The organism is Microbacterium sp. SORGH_AS_0862 (assembly GCF_030818795.1).
In the GTDB taxonomy this organism is placed as follows: domain Bacteria; phylum Actinomycetota; class Actinomycetes; order Actinomycetales; family Microbacteriaceae; genus Microbacterium.
In genome coordinates this window covers 3,049,545-3,064,552 of sequence record NZ_JAUTAY010000001.1, presented here as the reverse complement: position 1 = coordinate 3,064,552, position 15,008 = coordinate 3,049,545, and the positions used below count along the sequence as shown (strand labels likewise).

General features: G+C 69.7%; 18 protein-coding genes and 1 pseudogene. 9 read left to right on the top strand and 10 right to left on the bottom strand.

Features of this window, described 5'->3' with window-relative positions:
- Positions 1 to 95 precede the first annotated feature (95 nt).
- Both QE377_RS15050 and QE377_RS15045 read left to right on the top strand, forming a co-directional pair.
- Positions 96 to 911, top strand: coding sequence for a siderophore-interacting protein (locus tag QE377_RS15050; protein WP_307324789.1), 816 nt, complete (start codon positions 96 to 98; stop codon positions 909 to 911).
- A 20-nt stretch (positions 912 to 931) separates the two neighbouring features.
- A complete protein-coding gene (locus tag QE377_RS15045) occupies positions 932 to 1,579 on the top strand; it encodes an SIMPL domain-containing protein (protein ID WP_307324786.1) in 648 nt (215 codons plus the stop codon).
- 131 nt (positions 1,580 to 1,710) lie between these two features.
- Here QE377_RS15045 and QE377_RS17395 read toward each other — a convergent pair.
- The 5 genes and pseudogenes from QE377_RS17395 to prfB all read right to left on the bottom strand — a co-directional run.
- Positions 1,711 to 1,926 (bottom strand): annotated as a pseudogene (locus QE377_RS17395) (sensor histidine kinase); the annotation flags it as partial.
- Between the two features lie 45 nt (positions 1,927 to 1,971).
- On the bottom strand, positions 1,972 to 2,448 hold the full coding sequence (gene smpB / locus QE377_RS15040) for an SsrA-binding protein SmpB (RefSeq protein ID WP_307324783.1): 477 nt from the start codon (positions 2,446 to 2,448) through the stop codon (positions 1,972 to 1,974).
- A 69-nt stretch (positions 2,449 to 2,517) separates the two neighbouring features.
- Positions 2,518 to 3,432 carry a permease-like cell division protein FtsX gene (gene ftsX / locus QE377_RS15035; protein WP_307324781.1) on the bottom strand — a complete coding sequence of 305 codons (915 nt, stop codon included), beginning with the start codon at positions 3,430 to 3,432 and terminating at the stop codon, positions 2,518 to 2,520.
- Positions 3,429 to 4,448: a cell division ATP-binding protein FtsE gene (gene ftsE / locus QE377_RS15030; protein ID WP_307324778.1), complete on the bottom strand. Its 1,020-nt coding sequence runs from the start codon at positions 4,446 to 4,448 to the stop codon at positions 3,429 to 3,431. Before ftsE ends, ftsX begins: the two co-directional genes overlap by 4 nt.
- Positions 4,449 to 4,508: 60 nt before the next feature.
- Entirely contained in the window at positions 4,509 to 5,618 is a 1,110-nt protein-coding gene (prfB, locus tag QE377_RS15025; protein ID WP_307324775.1) for a peptide chain release factor 2, read from the bottom strand.
- A 20-nt stretch (positions 5,619 to 5,638) separates the two neighbouring features.
- On the opposite strand from prfB, the gene QE377_RS15020 reads away from it, so the two are divergent.
- From QE377_RS15020 to QE377_RS15010, 3 genes are all read left to right on the top strand, one after another.
- On the top strand, positions 5,639 to 6,910 hold the full coding sequence (locus QE377_RS15020) for an MFS transporter (RefSeq protein ID WP_307324774.1): 1,272 nt from the start codon (positions 5,639 to 5,641) through the stop codon (positions 6,908 to 6,910).
- Positions 6,910 to 8,151 (top strand): FAD-binding protein, encoded by a 1,242-nt coding sequence (locus tag QE377_RS15015; RefSeq protein ID WP_307324772.1) that lies wholly within the window; start codon positions 6,910 to 6,912, stop codon positions 8,149 to 8,151. The genes QE377_RS15020 and QE377_RS15015 overlap by 1 nt, the downstream gene beginning before the upstream one ends.
- Positions 8,152 to 8,250: 99 nt before the next feature.
- Positions 8,251 to 9,075 carry a formate/nitrite transporter family protein gene (locus QE377_RS15010; protein WP_307324769.1) on the top strand — a complete coding sequence of 275 codons (825 nt, stop codon included), beginning with the start codon at positions 8,251 to 8,253 and terminating at the stop codon, positions 9,073 to 9,075.
- Between the two features lie 13 nt (positions 9,076 to 9,088).
- On the opposite strand, the gene QE377_RS15005 is transcribed toward QE377_RS15010, so the two are convergent.
- A complete protein-coding gene (locus tag QE377_RS15005) occupies positions 9,089 to 9,679 on the bottom strand; it encodes a helix-turn-helix domain-containing protein (RefSeq protein ID WP_307324766.1) in 591 nt (196 codons plus the stop codon).
- A gap of 28 nt (positions 9,680 to 9,707) precedes the next feature.
- On the opposite strand from QE377_RS15005, the gene QE377_RS15000 reads away from it, so the two are divergent.
- Together QE377_RS15000 and QE377_RS14995 are read left to right on the top strand one after the other, a co-directional pair.
- Complete coding sequence (locus QE377_RS15000) at positions 9,708 to 11,240, top strand: SAM-dependent methyltransferase (RefSeq protein WP_307324763.1); 1,533 nt, start codon at positions 9,708 to 9,710, stop codon at positions 11,238 to 11,240.
- Between the two features lie 254 nt (positions 11,241 to 11,494).
- A complete protein-coding gene (locus QE377_RS14995; RefSeq protein WP_307324761.1) occupies positions 11,495 to 11,908 on the top strand; it encodes a hypothetical protein in 414 nt (137 codons plus the stop codon).
- Between the two features lie 23 nt (positions 11,909 to 11,931).
- Here QE377_RS14995 and QE377_RS14990 read toward each other — a convergent pair whose 3' ends face one another.
- Positions 11,932 to 12,900, bottom strand: coding sequence for a hypothetical protein (locus tag QE377_RS14990; RefSeq protein ID WP_307324758.1), 969 nt, complete (start codon positions 12,898 to 12,900; stop codon positions 11,932 to 11,934).
- On the bottom strand, positions 12,897 to 13,244 hold the full coding sequence (locus QE377_RS14985) for a GntR family transcriptional regulator (RefSeq protein ID WP_307324755.1): 348 nt from the start codon (positions 13,242 to 13,244) through the stop codon (positions 12,897 to 12,899). The genes QE377_RS14990 and QE377_RS14985 overlap by 4 nt, the downstream gene beginning before the upstream one ends.
- 39 nt (positions 13,245 to 13,283) lie before the next feature.
- Between QE377_RS14985 and QE377_RS14980 the strand changes: the two genes are divergently transcribed.
- Both QE377_RS14980 and QE377_RS14975 read left to right on the top strand, forming a co-directional pair.
- On the top strand, positions 13,284 to 13,625 hold the full coding sequence (locus QE377_RS14980; protein ID WP_307324752.1) for an SdpI family protein: 342 nt from the start codon (positions 13,284 to 13,286) through the stop codon (positions 13,623 to 13,625).
- Positions 13,622 to 14,143: a cupin domain-containing protein gene (locus tag QE377_RS14975; RefSeq protein ID WP_307324749.1), complete on the top strand. Its 522-nt coding sequence runs from the start codon at positions 13,622 to 13,624 to the stop codon at positions 14,141 to 14,143. The genes QE377_RS14980 and QE377_RS14975 overlap by 4 nt, the downstream gene beginning before the upstream one ends.
- Before the next feature lie 7 nt (positions 14,144 to 14,150).
- On the opposite strand, the gene QE377_RS14970 is transcribed toward QE377_RS14975, so the two are convergent.
- Together QE377_RS14970 and QE377_RS14965 are read right to left on the bottom strand one after the other, a co-directional pair.
- Positions 14,151 to 14,564, bottom strand: a complete 414-nt coding sequence (locus QE377_RS14970; RefSeq protein WP_307324746.1) for a pilus assembly protein TadG-related protein — start codon at positions 14,562 to 14,564, stop codon at positions 14,151 to 14,153.
- Positions 14,561 to 15,007 (bottom strand): TadE family protein, encoded by a 447-nt coding sequence (locus QE377_RS14965; RefSeq protein ID WP_307324743.1) that lies wholly within the window; start codon positions 15,005 to 15,007, stop codon positions 14,561 to 14,563. Before QE377_RS14965 ends, QE377_RS14970 begins: the two co-directional genes overlap by 4 nt.
- Between the last annotated feature and the right edge of the window lies 1 nt (position 15,008).

Sequence of the window (15,008 nt, the reverse complement as noted above, 5' to 3'; positions counted from 1 at the left end):
GGGTGGAACCCGGGAGCATCACAGACTACAACGGATGCGGTCCTGTCGCCATTCCCTCGGGCCCTCGGCTGCACCGCCGTGGATAGCATCGAAGGATGACCGCTCCCCGCCGCCCTCCCCGTCCGCAGGTGACGCTCGAGGTCATCCGCACCGTGCTGCTGACTCCGGGGATGGTGCGTGTGACCCTCGGCGGAGGTGGATTCGACGCATTCATCGACCGCGACGAGACCGACAAGTATGTGAAGCTCCACATCCCACCGACAGGCAGCGACCTCGTGCCGCCGTTCGACATGGCGGAGCTGCGTGAGCGCATCCCCTTCGAACAGTTGCCGAGCGTCCGCACCTACACGGTGCGCAGCGTGGACCACGTGGCGCGCACACTCGACATCGATGTGGTCACCCACGGCGACACAGGCGTCGCGGGGCGATGGGCGGCCGCGGCCCGACCCGGCGACCTCCTCACCTTCGCGGGACCCGGCGGCGGATTCCGCCCCGACCCCGCGGCCGACCACGTGTTCCTCGTCGGCGACGAGTCGGCCCTCCCGGCGATCGCCGCCGCGGTGGAAGTCCTGCCTGAAGGCGCACATGCCACGGCCATCGTCGAGACGCGGTCAGCGGCCCACCGCATCCCATTGCCCGACACCGTGGACGTCATTTGGGTCGACGAGGATCACGACTCCCCCGGTTCGCTTCTGGTCGACGCCGTCCTGAATACGACCTGGCCTTCGGGTCGCGTCCAGGTCTTCGCCCATGGAGAGCGGGAGGCGATGAAGAGGCTGCGGGCGGTCTTCGCGGAACGCGGCGTCGACCGCCGCGACCTCTCCCTGTCCGCCTATTGGGCGTACGGGCGCAGCGAAGACACCTTCCAAGCCGAGAAGCGACTCCCCGTCGGCCAGATCTTTCCCGACTGAACCTTCGTAGGCTGTCCGGCATGAGCGAGGACGTCACGATCACGGTCCGCGGATCCCATGAGGACCGCATCCCCGCCGAAGAGGGCGTCGCCCGGGTCGGCGTGCGTGTCGAGCATCCCGACCGCGGCGAGGCGATGGCCCGGCTTGCCGCATCCGGTCAGCGGCTGCGCGACCAGCTCGACGCACAAGAGGGCTCGGGCGGCCTCGTGTCCTGGACCAGCTCCCGCGCTCACGTCTTCACGGATCGCCCGTGGGGAGCCGACGGCAGCCGCCTCGACCCCGTACACCACGCCTCACTGGAGTTCCGCGCCGTGTTCGACGACGCGGACGCCTTGTCCGCGTGGATCGACACCGCCACCGCAGATCCCGCCGTCCAGTTGGACGGCATCGATTGGCGACTGCGCGAGGGCACCGATCGTGAAGCGCGTGATCGGGTCGCGCGTGCCGCGGTGGAGGATGCGGTCGCCCGTGCGCGCTCGTACGCCGCATCCCTCGGCCTGCACCACGTGAGCGCGATCGAGGTCGCGGACGCGGGGCTCCTGTCATCCGACTCGGCGACGGCGGGACCGATGATGATGAAGTCTGCGGCTGCGGACGGCGCCGTCGTGGTGCGCCCGGACGAGGTCGTCGTCTCAGTCGGAGTCGAGGCCCGGTTCAGCGCTCGCTGAGAGGCTCTTCCGAGAGCGGGAGTCGGAGGGCGGCAAGGGTTCCGCCTCCCTCCCCCTCCGACAGCACGATCGCGCCGCCCATCGCGCCCGCCAGCGCCTGAGCCACCGACAGACCGATCCCCGAGCCCGGAACGCCGTCGCTTACGGCTTGCGGGCTGCGGGCTGCGATAGAACCGTTCGAAGACGCGGGCCCTGTCCTGTTCGCTGATGCCGGGCCCGTGGTCTTCGATCTCGAGGAGCGCGGCGTGGCCGATGGGCCCCGCCGTCACACGGATCGCCCCCTGCTCGGGCGAGAACTTGATCGCGTTGGTCAACAGGTTCGTGACGAGGAGGTTCGGACGGGTCATCGGGCGACGCCGCCTACGTGCGTGCGGCGCGGACCCATCGTTCGATCACTCCCCGACGCGGTTGCGCAGGCGCATCGCGCGCTCGGCCTCGCGAGTGTCCTGTCGTTCTCGCAGGGTCTGACGCTTGTCGTACTCCCGCTTGCCCTTCGCGACGCCGAGTTCGATCTTCGCGCGTCCGTCGGAGAAGTACAGGCGCAGCGGTACGAGCGTGTAGCCGCCGGCGGAGACGGCGTGCGACAGCTTCACGATCTCCTCCTTGTGCAGCAGGAGCTTGCGCGTGCGCTTGGCGGCGTGATTGGTCCAGTGCCCCTGCGAGTACTCGGGGATGTGGACGGCGTCGAGAAAGGCCTCGCCGCCCTGGATGTAGGCGTAGCCGTCGGTCAGGTTGGCGCGCCCCTGACGCAACGACTTCACCTCGGTGCCGGTGAGCACGAGGCCGGCCTCGTACGTCTTCTCGACGGTGTAGTCGTGGCGCGCGCGGCGGTTGGTCGCGACGACCTTCTCTCCGCGTTCCCTGGGCATGCTCTCTCCTTCGTGCGGCCGCACGGCGCGCGGCAGCCCGTCAGTCTAGCAAGCCCAGCGCCCCTCGTATCAGGCGCGCAACCACCGGCGTATGGCGAACCCAGCGGACAGCGCCGCCAGCAGCACGCCGATCACCACGATGACCGGGATCACCAGGGCGAGATCGGAGTACCCCACCCAGGTGGTGACGAATCCGATGCGTTGACGCAGGTACCCGTTGATACCGAACTCCACCGTCGCCCAGACTCCGACGCTCGCGAGCGCCGAACCGATCAGCGCGGCGAAGACGCCCTCGAGGATGAACGGTGTCTGGATGAACCTGTTCGAGGCGCCCACCAGACGCATGATCCCCAGCTCTTTGCGTCTCGCGAACGCCGACAGCCGGATGGTGGTCGCGATCAGCAGCACGGCGGCCACCAGCATGAGACCCGCGATCCCGACGGCGATGTACGTCGCGATCGTCAGGGCCGAGAACAGCGGCTCCAGGTACTGCATCTGGTCTTTGACCTCTTCGACGCCCTTGCTGCCGCCGAACGCCTCGGCGATCACATCCGACTGCGATTGGTCGACGAGGTTGATCGAGAACGTCGCGTTGAACTGGTCGGGCGTGACGATGTTCTCGTATTCGGCGCCCAGCTGCTGGATCGCCTTTTCGTACACCTGCTCGTTCGTCTCGAACGTGAATTCCTTGATGAGCGGCGACAGGGCCGGACCGTTGAGCTCCGCGGTGACCTGGTCGATCTCCGCCTGCGTGGCGACGCCGTCCGAGCAGGTGCTCGCGGTGGAGACGCTGGTGCACATGTAGACGGCGACCTGGGCACGATCCACCCAGAAGTCCTTCATCTTGCCGATCTGCATCTGCATGAGCACGGCCGCACCCACGAAGGTCAGCGACACGAAGGTCACGAGCACGACGGAGATCACCATCGATGCGTTCCGGCGGAGGCCGCTGAGGGCCTCCCCCATGATCAGTCCGAATCTCATCGCGTGGGTCCCACCTCGTCGTCGGACGCACCGAGGCCCAGGCGGTCGGCGAGCCCCAGTTCTGCGGGCAGGTCGGCTTCGGGGCGCTTCGCGCGCTCCTCCTCGGCCAGACGAGCCGCCAGCGCTTCTGCCGCTTCCGTCTCGGCCACCGCCGCCGCATGAGCCGGTTCGGCGCGGGCCGCCTGCTCGGTGGCGGCGACGGCCGCATCCAGCGTCAATGGTGCGATCTGACCGGTCTCGGAGATCTCGCGGTGCACGTCGAGCACCGCGGTGAGAGCGGCGACAGCTGCCGCCCCCTTCTCCACCTCGGGCGCGAGGCGCGGGATGGCGGAGGTGTCGCCGTACCCGCCGTGGCGCTCGTCGCGCACCATCTCACCGCTGCGCAGCTCGATGACGCGGCGCTGCATCTGATCGACGAAGCCCGCCTCGTGCGTCGCCATGACGACCGTGGTGCCTCCGGCGTTGATGCGCGCGAGCAGCTGCATGATGTCGACCGACGTCGCGGGGTCGAGGTTTCCGGTGGGCTCGTCGGCGAGGAGGATCTGCGGACGATTGACAAGTGCGCGGGCGATCGCGACGCGCTGCTGCTCACCGCCGGACAGCTCGTGCGGCAGGCGCTTCTCCTTGCCGTCGAGACCGACGAGCGCGAGCGCCTCGGGCACCGCCTGCTGGATGAACCCGCGGGACGATCCGATCACCTGCAGCGTGAACGCGACGTTCTGGAAGACCGTCTTGGTCGGCAGAAGCCGGAAGTCCTGGAACACGGCGCCGATCTGACGGCGGAAGTAGGGAACCTTGCGGTTGGGCACCGAGCGCAGGTCTCGACCGAGCACGACCACACGGCCCTCGCTGGGCGAGTCCTCGCGCAGGATGAGGCGCAGACAAGATGACTTGCCGGAGCCGGACGCCCCCACAAGAAAGACGAACTCTCCGCGTTGCACCTCGAAGTCCACGCTCTGCAGCGCAGGTCGGGAGGTGCCGCGATACCGCTTGGTGACGTTCTCGAACCGGATCATGGCTGTGACAGCCTAAGCGCGCTTCCTACGGATGCCCGCCACGACACCCGGCGCGCCGGATCAGTCCTCGTCTTTGCGCTTGCGCCAGCGGATGCCGGCTGCGATGAAGCCGTCGAGGTCGCCGTCGAACACCGTGGCGGGGTTGCCCACCTCGTGTCCGGTGCGCAGGTCCTTCACCAGCTGCTGACCGTAGAGGAAGTAGGAGCGCATCTGGTCTCCCCAGCTCGCGGTGATGGTGCCGGCGAGCTCTTTCTTCTTCGCGGCCTCTTCCTCGCGCTGCAGCAGCATGAGGCGCGTCTGCAGCACGCGCATGGCCGCGGCGCGGTTCTGGATCTGGGACTTCTCGTTCTGCATCGAGACGACGATGCCGGTGGGGATGTGCGTGATGCGCACCGCCGAGTCGGTCGTGTTGACCGACTGGCCACCCGGCCCCGACGAGCGGAAGACGTCGACGCGGATGTCGTTCTCGGGGACCTCGACCTCCTGCGCCTCTTCCATGACGGGGATGACCTCGACGGCGGCGAAGCTCGTCTGCCGCTTGTCGGCGGAGCCGAACGGGCTGATGCGGGCGAGGCGATGTGTGCCGGCCTCGACGGAGAGGGTTCCGTAGGCGTAGGGGGCGTCGACCTCGAAGGTCGCGGACTTGATGCCCGCCCCCTCGGCGTAGGACGTGTCCATGACCTTGACGGGGTACTTGTGACGCTCGGCCCAGCGCAGGTACATGCGCATGAGCATCTCGGCGAAGTCGGTGGCGTCGTCGCCGCCCGCGCCGGAGCGGATGGTGACGACCGCCGAACGGGAGTCGTACTCGCCGTCGAGGAGGGTCTGCACCTCGAGCTGACCGACGACGTCCTCGAGCTCGGCGATCTCGCGACGCGCCTCCTCCGCGGAGTCCTCGTCGTCCATCTCGTTGGCGAGCTCGACGAGCACATCGAGGTCGTCGAGACGCTGCTCGACCTCGGTGACGCGCTTGAGCTGAGCCTGGCGGTGGCTGAGGGCGCTGGTGACCTTCTGCGCCTTCTCGACGTCGTCCCAGAGGTCGGGAGCGCCGGCCTCCTCGGAGAGCCGATCGATCTCTGCCCGGAGGGCGTCGACGTCGACGACGGCTTTGATGTCGCTGAAGGTGGAGCGGAGGGCCTGGATGTCGGCAGACGGATCGAATTCGAGCATGGCACTCCAGAGTATCGTGGATGCACGTGTCCGACCGCGTCAGCTCTCTGCTCTGGCGGTTCGCGCCGATGATCTACGGCCCCACGATCCTCTTCGCCCTCGGCGAAGGGGCCGTGATCCCCCTCGTCCCGATCCTCGCCGCAGAGCGCGGAGCGGATGTCGCGGAGGCTGCGTTCATCGCCTCCTTCCTCGTCGTGGGACAGCTCTGCGGCAACATCCCGGCGGGCTGGTCCGTGGCGCGGCTCGGCGAGCGCCTCACGATGGCGATCGGGGGCGTCCTCGCGATCGCCGGCTCCGTGACGATGCTGCTCTCACCGAACACGGCCATCCTCGCCGTCGCCGTGTTCGTGATCGGCTTCTGCGCGGCCGCGTTCGGCCTCGCCCGCCATTCGTTCATGACGACACGCGTCCCGATCGCGTTCCGGGCGCGCGCCCTCTCGCTGCTCGGCGGCTCGTTCCGCTTCGGCACGTTCGTCGGCCCTTTCATCGCGGCGGGCCTCCTGTTCGCCGTCGGTGACGAACTGTCGGCGGTCTGGTTCTTCATCGTCTGCCTCGTCGCCACCGTTCTCCTGGTGCTGCTGGGACCCGACCCGGAAAAGACCGCCGAGACTCCCGACCGGGCGCCCGCGTCCGAAGACGACAGCGGCGAGCCCGTCACCGGCTCGATCCCTGTCGACGAGCGCGCGGGCGTGTTCCGCACGATGTGGCAGCACCGGCGCGTGCTGTCCCGCCTCGGTGTCGCCGCAGCATCCCTCTCGGCCGTCCGGTCCGCGCGTCAGGTCGTGCTGCCGCTGTGGGGGCTCTCCCTGGGTCTCGACGCTCCCACCATCGCGCTCGTCGTCGGCGTCTCCGGGGCGATCGACTTCGCGCTCTTCTACGCGAGCGGTCAGGTCATGGATCGCTTCGGCCGGCTCTGGGCGGCCCTTCCCGCCATGATCCTCATGGGCACCGGTTTCCTCGCGCTGTCCCTCACGCACGACCTGACCTCCGCGAACATGTGGTTCGCGATGTTCGCCGCCGTGCTCGGCGTCGGAAACGGCCTCTCCAGCGGCATCCTGCTCACGCTGGGCGCGGACGTGGCGCCGAAGAGCGAGCCCGCCGCATTCCTCGGCTCGTGGCGCACCCTCACGGATGCGGGCGGTGCCGTCGCTCCGCTTCTGCTCACCGCCCTCACGGCCATCACGTCGCTCTCGGTGGCGACCGGTGCGATGGGCGTGGTGGGATTGCTGGGAGCGGCGGCCTTCATCCGATGGGTGCCCCGTTTCGTACCGCGACGACGCGAGGAGCGCTGATGACGCTGCACAACTGGGCCGGCAACCTCACATATGCGGGTGAGCTCGTCTCGCCGACCACCCGGGAGGAGGCGGCCCGCGCGGTGCGGGATGCGGACGCCGTGCGTGCCCTCGGCACCCGGCACTCGTTCTCGGCGATCGCCGACACCCCCGGCATCCTGCTGTCGACGGCGGCGCTGCCGGCACGGGTCGAGATCGATCCGTCGACCCGCATCGCGCGCGTGTCCGGCGGTCTGCGCTACGGCGACGTGGCCGAGCGTCTGCAGGCCGAGGGCTGGGCTCTCGGGAATCTGGCGTCCCTGCCGCACTTCTCGGTCGCCGGCGCCATCGCGACCGGAACGCACGGGTCCGGCGACCACAATCGGTCGCTCGCGGGCTCCGTCGCGGGCGTCGAAATCCTGCTCGCCGACGGCACCATCCGATGGTTCCGTCGCGGCGACGCGGAGTTCCCGGGCGTCGTGGTCTCGCTCGGGGCGCTCGGCGTCGTGCTGGACGTGGAGCTCGACGTCCAGCCGACCTACGACATCGCCCAGACCGTCTACGAGCGCGTGCCGTGGGATGCGGCGCTGGCCGATCTGGCGGCGGTGACCTCGCTCGGCCACAGCGTGAGCCTGTTCAGCACCTGGACGGATCCCGACGTCGCCGATCAGCTCTGGCTCAAGGCTCGCGTGGGAGAGGCTCCCGCACCCGCGTCCGTGCTGGGGGCTGCGCCCGCATCCACAGCCCGCCATCCGCTGCCGGGAGTCTCCGCCGAGAACTGCACCGTTCAGGGCGGGGTCGCGGGCCCGTGGCTCGAGCGCCTGCCGCACTTCCGTCTCGGGTTCACACCGTCGCAGGGTGACGAGCTGCAGAGCGAGTACTTCGTCGACCGCCGTGACGCCCCCGCTGCCATCAGGGCGCTACGCGAGCTGTCGCCGCAGCTCGTCCCGCTCCTCCTCGTGAACGAAGTGCGCACCATCGCCGCCGACGACCTGTGGCTCAGCGGCGCGTACGGTCGCTACTCGATCGGGTTGCACTTCACCTGGCGGCGTGACGAAGACGCTGTGCGCGCCCTGCTCCCCCGCATCGAAGACGCTCTGGCCCCGTATGCAGCCCGCCCCCACTGGGGCAAGGTGTTCACGATGGCGGCGGCCGACATCCGCGCGCGCTACCCGCGCTTCGACGACGCGGTCGCGCTGCGGGAGCGGTTGGATCCGGCCGGGACCTTCCGCAACGCGTTCCTCGCAGCACTCGGATTCTGATCCGGTTTATGCACGGCTGACCGGGCGCGGCTCGCACCCGCATCCGGAGGACGATCGACGCAGGAGGCGGACGCGCCCACCATTCGCGCCCGATCGGACATGCTGACTATCGAACGCGCGCTCGTCGACGTGCAGGCACCGGCGGCGGAGCACAAGGTGCACGGCCTGCGCCACCCCGGACGCTTCCTCGCGTCGGGGATGATGGCCGGCGCCTACATCGGCGTCGGGGTGGTGCTCATGGTCAGCGCTGCGGGGCCGCTCACGGCCGCCGGTAGTGGATGGGGCAAGTTCGTCAGCGGGCTCGTGTTCGGCGTGGCGCTCACGCTCGTCGTGTTCGCGGGCGGGGAACTCGTGACGTCATCGATGATGACCCTCGCACAGGGCACGTACCTGCGCGCCATACGTCCGGGCCCGGCGGTCGGCGCACTGTTCGCCACCTTCGGAGCCAACCTCGTGGGCTCGATCGTCTTCGGCGTGCTCGTGGCGACGTCGGGTGTGCTGCACAGCAACGCCGCGGCCGGAACGATGCTCGCGGACATGCTCGCGGCGAAGGCGCACGAGGGACCCGTGGAACTGTTCGTCCGCGGCGCGCTGTGCAACCTGCTCGTCTGCCTGGCCATCTGGATGTGCGCCCGGCTCAGCTCGGACGGCGTGAAGATCGCGGTCATCTTCTGCGCGATCCTCGCTTTCATCACCTCGGGCTTCGAGCACGTCGTCGCGAACATGACGACCTACACGATCGGCCTCGCCACCGGCATGCCGGGTGCCACGTGGGGGCACTTCGGCACGAACCTGCTGTGGGTCGGACTCGGCAACCTGTTCGGCGGCGCCGTGCTCGTGGGCCTCGTGTACTGGTTCATCGGCGGGTCCCCCCGGCTCGCCGAAGCCACCGTGCCCCAGGAGTCCGCACTCAGCGAGCACTGAACGCGCGCGCGGGTCACACGGACTCGGAGTGCGTGTGGATGCGGTCGCCGTCACCGTGGAAGATGCTGATGACCTGCACGGGCTTACCGCCCGCGGCGGACATCGCGTGCGGTGTGCGCGTATCGAACTCGGCCGCCTCCCCGCGCACGAGCACGAGGTCCTGCTCCCCCAGACGAAGTCGCAGCCGCCCGGAGAGCACGTAGAACCAGGCGAACCCGTCGTGCACCCGCTGCTCGGGCTCGGGGCCGGGGAGGTACGTGATCTTGTATGCGTTCGTCGGCGAGCCCTCCGGCGCGAGCGGAAGGACGAGGTGCCCCTCGCGATGGATGAGGGTGCGCCGCACCCGGGGATCCTGATCCCGCGGCTGCAACAGATCGTCGATGCGGATGCCGAGCTCGCGCACCAGCGGCAGCAGCAGTTCGAGGCTCGCCTGGCGCTTGCCCGACTCGAGCCGTGAGAGCGTGCTCGAGGAGAGTCCCGCGCGCGCGGCGAGGTCGTCGAGCGTCCAGCCCTTGGCGCGACGGACGGTCCGCAGCCGCATCCCGAGGTCGTCGAGTTCTGTACGGATCGAGTTGCTTGCCGTTTCTGCAAACTCGCTTGCCATATTCGCAGAGTACCCGTGTGATGGGCTCATGCAGAACTCCACGGACGTCCTCGTCATCGGCGCCGGTCCCGCCGGCCTGTCCGCAGCCCTCATGCTCGTGCGCGCCCGTCGCGCCGTCACGGTCGTCGACGCCGGCTCCGGCCGTAACCGCTTCGCCGACCACATGCACGGTGTACTCGGGCACGAGGGGCTGGCGCCGGGTGAGCTGCGCTCCCGCGGCCGTGCCGAGGTCGAGGCATACGGCGGCCGCTTCGTCGACGGATCTGTCTCGCGTGTCGAGGCGGACGACGAGGACGGCGTCACCGTGACGCTCGCCGACGGCACCACGCACCGCACTCGCGCGCTCATCGTCGCGACAGGACTGAGCGACGAGCTCCCCGACATCCCCGGTCTCGCCGAGAGGTGGGGGCGGACGGTGCTCCACTGCCCCTACTGCCACGGCTGGGAGGTGCGCGGTGAGACCATCGGCGTGCTGACGACGTCGCCGCTCGGTGCACACCAGGCGCAGCTGCTCACGCAGTGGGGCGACGACGTCGTGGTCTTCACCGCGGGGCTCGGCGAGCTCGATCCCGGGCTCCGTCACCGGCTGCTCGCCCGCGGAGTGCGGCTGGTGAGCTCTCCGGTGGTCGAGGTGCGCGGTGAGGGTGACCGGATCGACGCCGTGCGCACGGCGGACGGGCGCGAGGTCGCCGTGTCGGCGATCTTCACCGCGGGTCGCCCGGTTCCGCAGGACGGCTTCCTCGACGGTCTCGACCTCGTGCGTTCGGAGGGTCCGCTCGGTGCCACGATCCAGGTCGACCGTGTCGGGCGCACGAGCCACCCGCGCGTCTGGGCCGCCGGCAACGTCATCGACCCGAGCGCCAACGTGCCGCTGTCGATGGGGACCGCATCCTTCGTCGGGGCGGCTGTCAATGCTGCGCTCGTCGAGGAGGATCTCGACCGGGCGGCGGCACCTGCCGCGTACTGGGAAGGTCGGTACGCGGGAGACGAGCGGATGTGGTCGGGCCGCGTCAATCGCACGGTCGCCGATGTGGCGGCATCCCTGCCGCCGGGCACGGCGCTCGATCTCGGCTGCGGCGAGGGAGGCGACGCCCTGTGGCTCGCGGAGCAGGGCTGGAAGGTCACGGGAGTGGACATCAGCGCCACGGCCATCGCGCGGGCCACCGCGGCGGCGGCGAGCGCCGACCTCGACGAGCGCGCGCGCTTCGTGCGGGCGGAGCTTCCGGACGGGATGCCGGAGGGCTCCTTCGATCTCGTGACCGCATCCTTCCTGCACTCCCCCGTGACGCTGGACCGCCTCGAGATCCTGCGCGCCGCCGCATCCCGCGTCGCGTCGGGCGGACACCTGCTCGTGGTGTCGCACGCGTCCGTCCCGCCGTGGTCGCACGCCGATGCGCAGCACACGGTGTTCCCCGCCCTGCACGAAGAGCTCGCCGCACTCGCGCTGGATGCGGCCATGTGGGAGACCGTCGTCGCCGAGATCCGCCCACGCCCCGTCACGGCACCCGACGGCACCGCCACCACCATCGACGACGCGGTACTTCTCCTCCGCCGACGGTGACCGGGACGGGGCCCTCCGGGGCTTTCTTCCCGCGAGGGTCACGCCGTTCTGGGCCGGCCAACTCCTCACGCGCGCGTCATCCTTGCCGCTTACAGTGACCGCGCGAACAACAGCTGACCGGCGGCGCCGCGCAACGCGTGGGGACGGTTCGAGGAGGGCAGCGTGGAACGTGCAGCCCTGGTCGCACTCTGCGAGCGCTTCGGGATGAAGGTGTGCGCGCGGCATCGCGGCGTTGGAATCAGTATCGTCGCTCCGTGCTCCCGTTTCTCCTCATCGGCCTGAGTCTGGTTGCGGGCTGGGTCGGCTACCTGTTGATCATCCAGATCGAAGATCGACGCTTGACCGCCCGGGTGATCGCTCCTCGTCACCTCCCCGACGACCTGGAGAGCAACGCGGCCTCGGGGCTCGGCCTCACCTTCGTCAGCACGGTGCTGGCGTCAGGCGCAGCGATCGCCTCAATGACTCTGGACGGCGCAACGGCCGTCTTCGGATTCTGGTGGTATGTCGGATGGATCCCCGCAGTGCTGCAGTTCCTCACGGGCACGTGGGACGGCCTTCGTATCGTGTATCCGCTGAGGCAGGGGCTGCTCTCGTGGAGCATGGTGGCCAGCTACTACGCGTCGTCGGCTCTCTTCGCCTGGTCGACGTTCGTGTCACTGAACTCCTGAGCGACACCCGCAAACAAATGGCCTCAGACTGGCGAAGCTGCTGCGCTCTCCTGCCCGCGCAGGGTGTTGAGCAGGCGGGCGGGGTTGGCGGCATCCGCGAGACTGATCGCGAACTGCGTGCCGTCCACGCTCGTGATGATGAGCCCCGGACCGCTGCGCAGCACGAGCGCAGAGCGCCCCGGCATGATGCGGTAGCCCCATCCTCCCCACTCGCCGGGGTTCAGCTGTGCGGCTTCGGCGCGACGGATGCGGTCCAGCGGGATGCGCTTCAGCGGAATGCGCAGCAGAAGCGACACGACGCGCAGGCCGCGCCAGTCCGCGCTCACGCGGATGCGGATGAAGGAGGCGAGCACCACAGTGGCGACGAGCAGGATGACCGGTGCGAGCCATGCAGAGCCGAGCGATCCCGAGGCCGCGAGCGGGACGATGACGACGACGGCGATCGCCGCGACGACGATCGTGGCGTAGACGAAGATGTTCGCCGTGAAGGTGTGGCTCCATGCGCCGACCTCGCTCGGCGCGAGAGGCATCGTCTGCGCGCCCAGCTCCTCGGTCGCTCCCGTCCGCGGCGCCAAGGCGTAGGGAACGAACCCGTACAGGATGCAGAGCAGCAGCGGGATGATCCAGACGCCGAGCACGGCGTCCTCAGCCGATCCCGCGCGCAGTGTCAGCCACGCGGGCACGAGCCAGCACGCCGCCGCGAGAGCGGCGGGCACGGCGAGCCAGAACATGCTCACCTGCGTGGTGCGTGCGGTCAGCCGGGAAGCGGTGACGAGCACCGTTCCCGTGATCGCCGCCGCCGCAGCGACTCCGAAGACGATGACGAACACGGCGATGGTGGGGGCAGCGCCGTCGGCCGCCCCGAGATCGGACCAGTGCGTGGCGATGCGGTCCGGAAGCGCATCGCGCCACAGGAGCGCCGTGCCGGCGATCGCCAGCGCGGGCAGCGCGAGCGTGGTCAGTGCGAGCGTCCAGCGAAGCCGCGCGCTCACGATGACTCCACGAGCCGCAGGATCTCCTGCGGGCTCAGTCCGATCTTGCGCGCCTCGGCGGCCAGCTGCCCGGCAAGCGCGGTGATCCGCACGAGCGTCGGGTTCGCCTCCGGACGCACCCACGCGCCGCGGCCCTGACGCATCTCGATGATGCCTTCGTCGCGCAGCCGCGCGTAGGCACGGAGGACCGTGTGCATGTTCACGCGCAGCGCGGTCGCCAGGTCGCGCGCAGCCGGAAGGCGCTCCCCCGGCGCCAGCGCACCCGACACGATGCCTGCCCGCACCTGCAAGGCGATCTGGTCGGAGAGCGACAGCGAGGAGGCATGATCGACGCGGAACAACATGTTTGCAATGTTAGTAGAACAATTGGCTAGGCTGAGGGCATGACAGGCGTGATCGTGTTCCCCGCTCTGCTCCTCGTCTCGGCCGTGCTCACCCAGCTCGCCGCGAGTGGCGTGCTGGGCAAGAACAGACTCGCCGGCATCCGCACCCGGTCCACGCTGCGTTCGCCCGCCGCCTGGACCGCTGCGCACCGCGCGGCGGCGCAGTGGGCGTGGGCCGGCTTCGCCGCGAGCGCCGCGGCGAGCGCGGGCGCGCTCCTGCTCAGCGGCGTGGCAGCCGTCGTGTTCGCCGTCATCGTGGTGGTCGTGTTCATCGCGACCATCGTCGTGTCACTGGCGGCGGCGATCCGTGCCGCTCGGGCATCTGCCATCCTCGAGGGATGACGTCCGACGCCTCCTCCCGCGCCGAGTACTGGCGAGGCGCGCTGCAGCTCGAGCCACTCCCCGTCGAGTCCGGATGGTGGGCGCCGCGCTCCCGCTCCGAACTCCCGGTCACCGTGGGCCAGGACACACTCGCGGCACACAACTCGATCTTCTATCTGCTCGACGCCGAGCGCCCCGTCAACTACTGGCACCGGCTCGCATCCGACGATATCCACGTGCTCATCGAGGGCGGACCGGTCGACTACCTCCTGGCCACGGACGCGGGAACCATCGAACGGCACGTGCTCGGCACGGATGTGGATGCGGGTGAGCAGCCGATGGTGGTGTGCCCCGCCGGCACCACGAAGGCGCTCCGACTCATCGATCCGCAGGGCTACGCGCTGATCGGCAGCGTTGTCACACCGGGCTGGGCTCCGGATCGTGTCCGGTTCGTGGCGCCGATGATCCCGGACGAGCACCGCCCGGCATGGCTCGAGCCCGGCATGGTCGCCGCACTCACCTCCCCTGACGCGGTCTGATCCCGCACTACCGCAACGCCGTCCTGCTGGTGGCGGTCGCTTCAAGTGCGACACCCTCGGGGACGAACATCGACACGAGGGGCGGATGCCAGACACCCGCCACCGTGACCTGCGCCGAGACGCCGTCGGGCGTCGTCGCCGACACGAGCGTCGCATCGCCCGAGAACGTCACCAGGGCCTCCGCCTGCTCCCGCACGCCGTCCGCACTCAGCTCGGCACGCGGTGAGCCGTCGACCACCGACAGCGTGAAACCGTCCGCACCGGCGAGAGCAGCCGCATCCGCGACGCCGTCCAGGCGCTTCTGCGCGAGATACAGGCTCGTCGCTGACACGCACACGAAGATCGCGGCGAGCGCGAGCACGGCATAACCGATCACGAGGGGCAGGATGCTGCCCTGGTCGTCGAGCGCGGTGCGCTTCATGGCGTCGCCCCCCAGAGTCGGGACACCTTCTGCGCGGCGCTCGCCTCGACCGGAACGGATGCAACCTGGTCGAGGCCAAGCACCGGCGGCACGAGGGGAAGGGGTACGTCCGTGCTGACGCTCAGAAGCAGCGTCGCGCCCGCGGACGGGCACTCCACGCCGGCGGGCGCGCACTCCCAGCGCAACACGACCGCATCCGGATCGATGCCGTACTCCTCCGCGACGGCCGCCAGCACCAGGTCGGCGCGGGCGGCCGCATCCTCCGTGTTCGCCGCGGTCGAGACAGCGCGCGCGACATGGCGGGCCGCCGCCTCCACTCCGAGCGCCTGCGACTGGATCGCACCGAGCGCGACGATCAGGTAGACGAGCGGCGCGAGGAGGATGAGGCCCGCCACGATGAACTCGAGCGATGCATTGCCCTCGTCGTCGGCGACCACCGACACA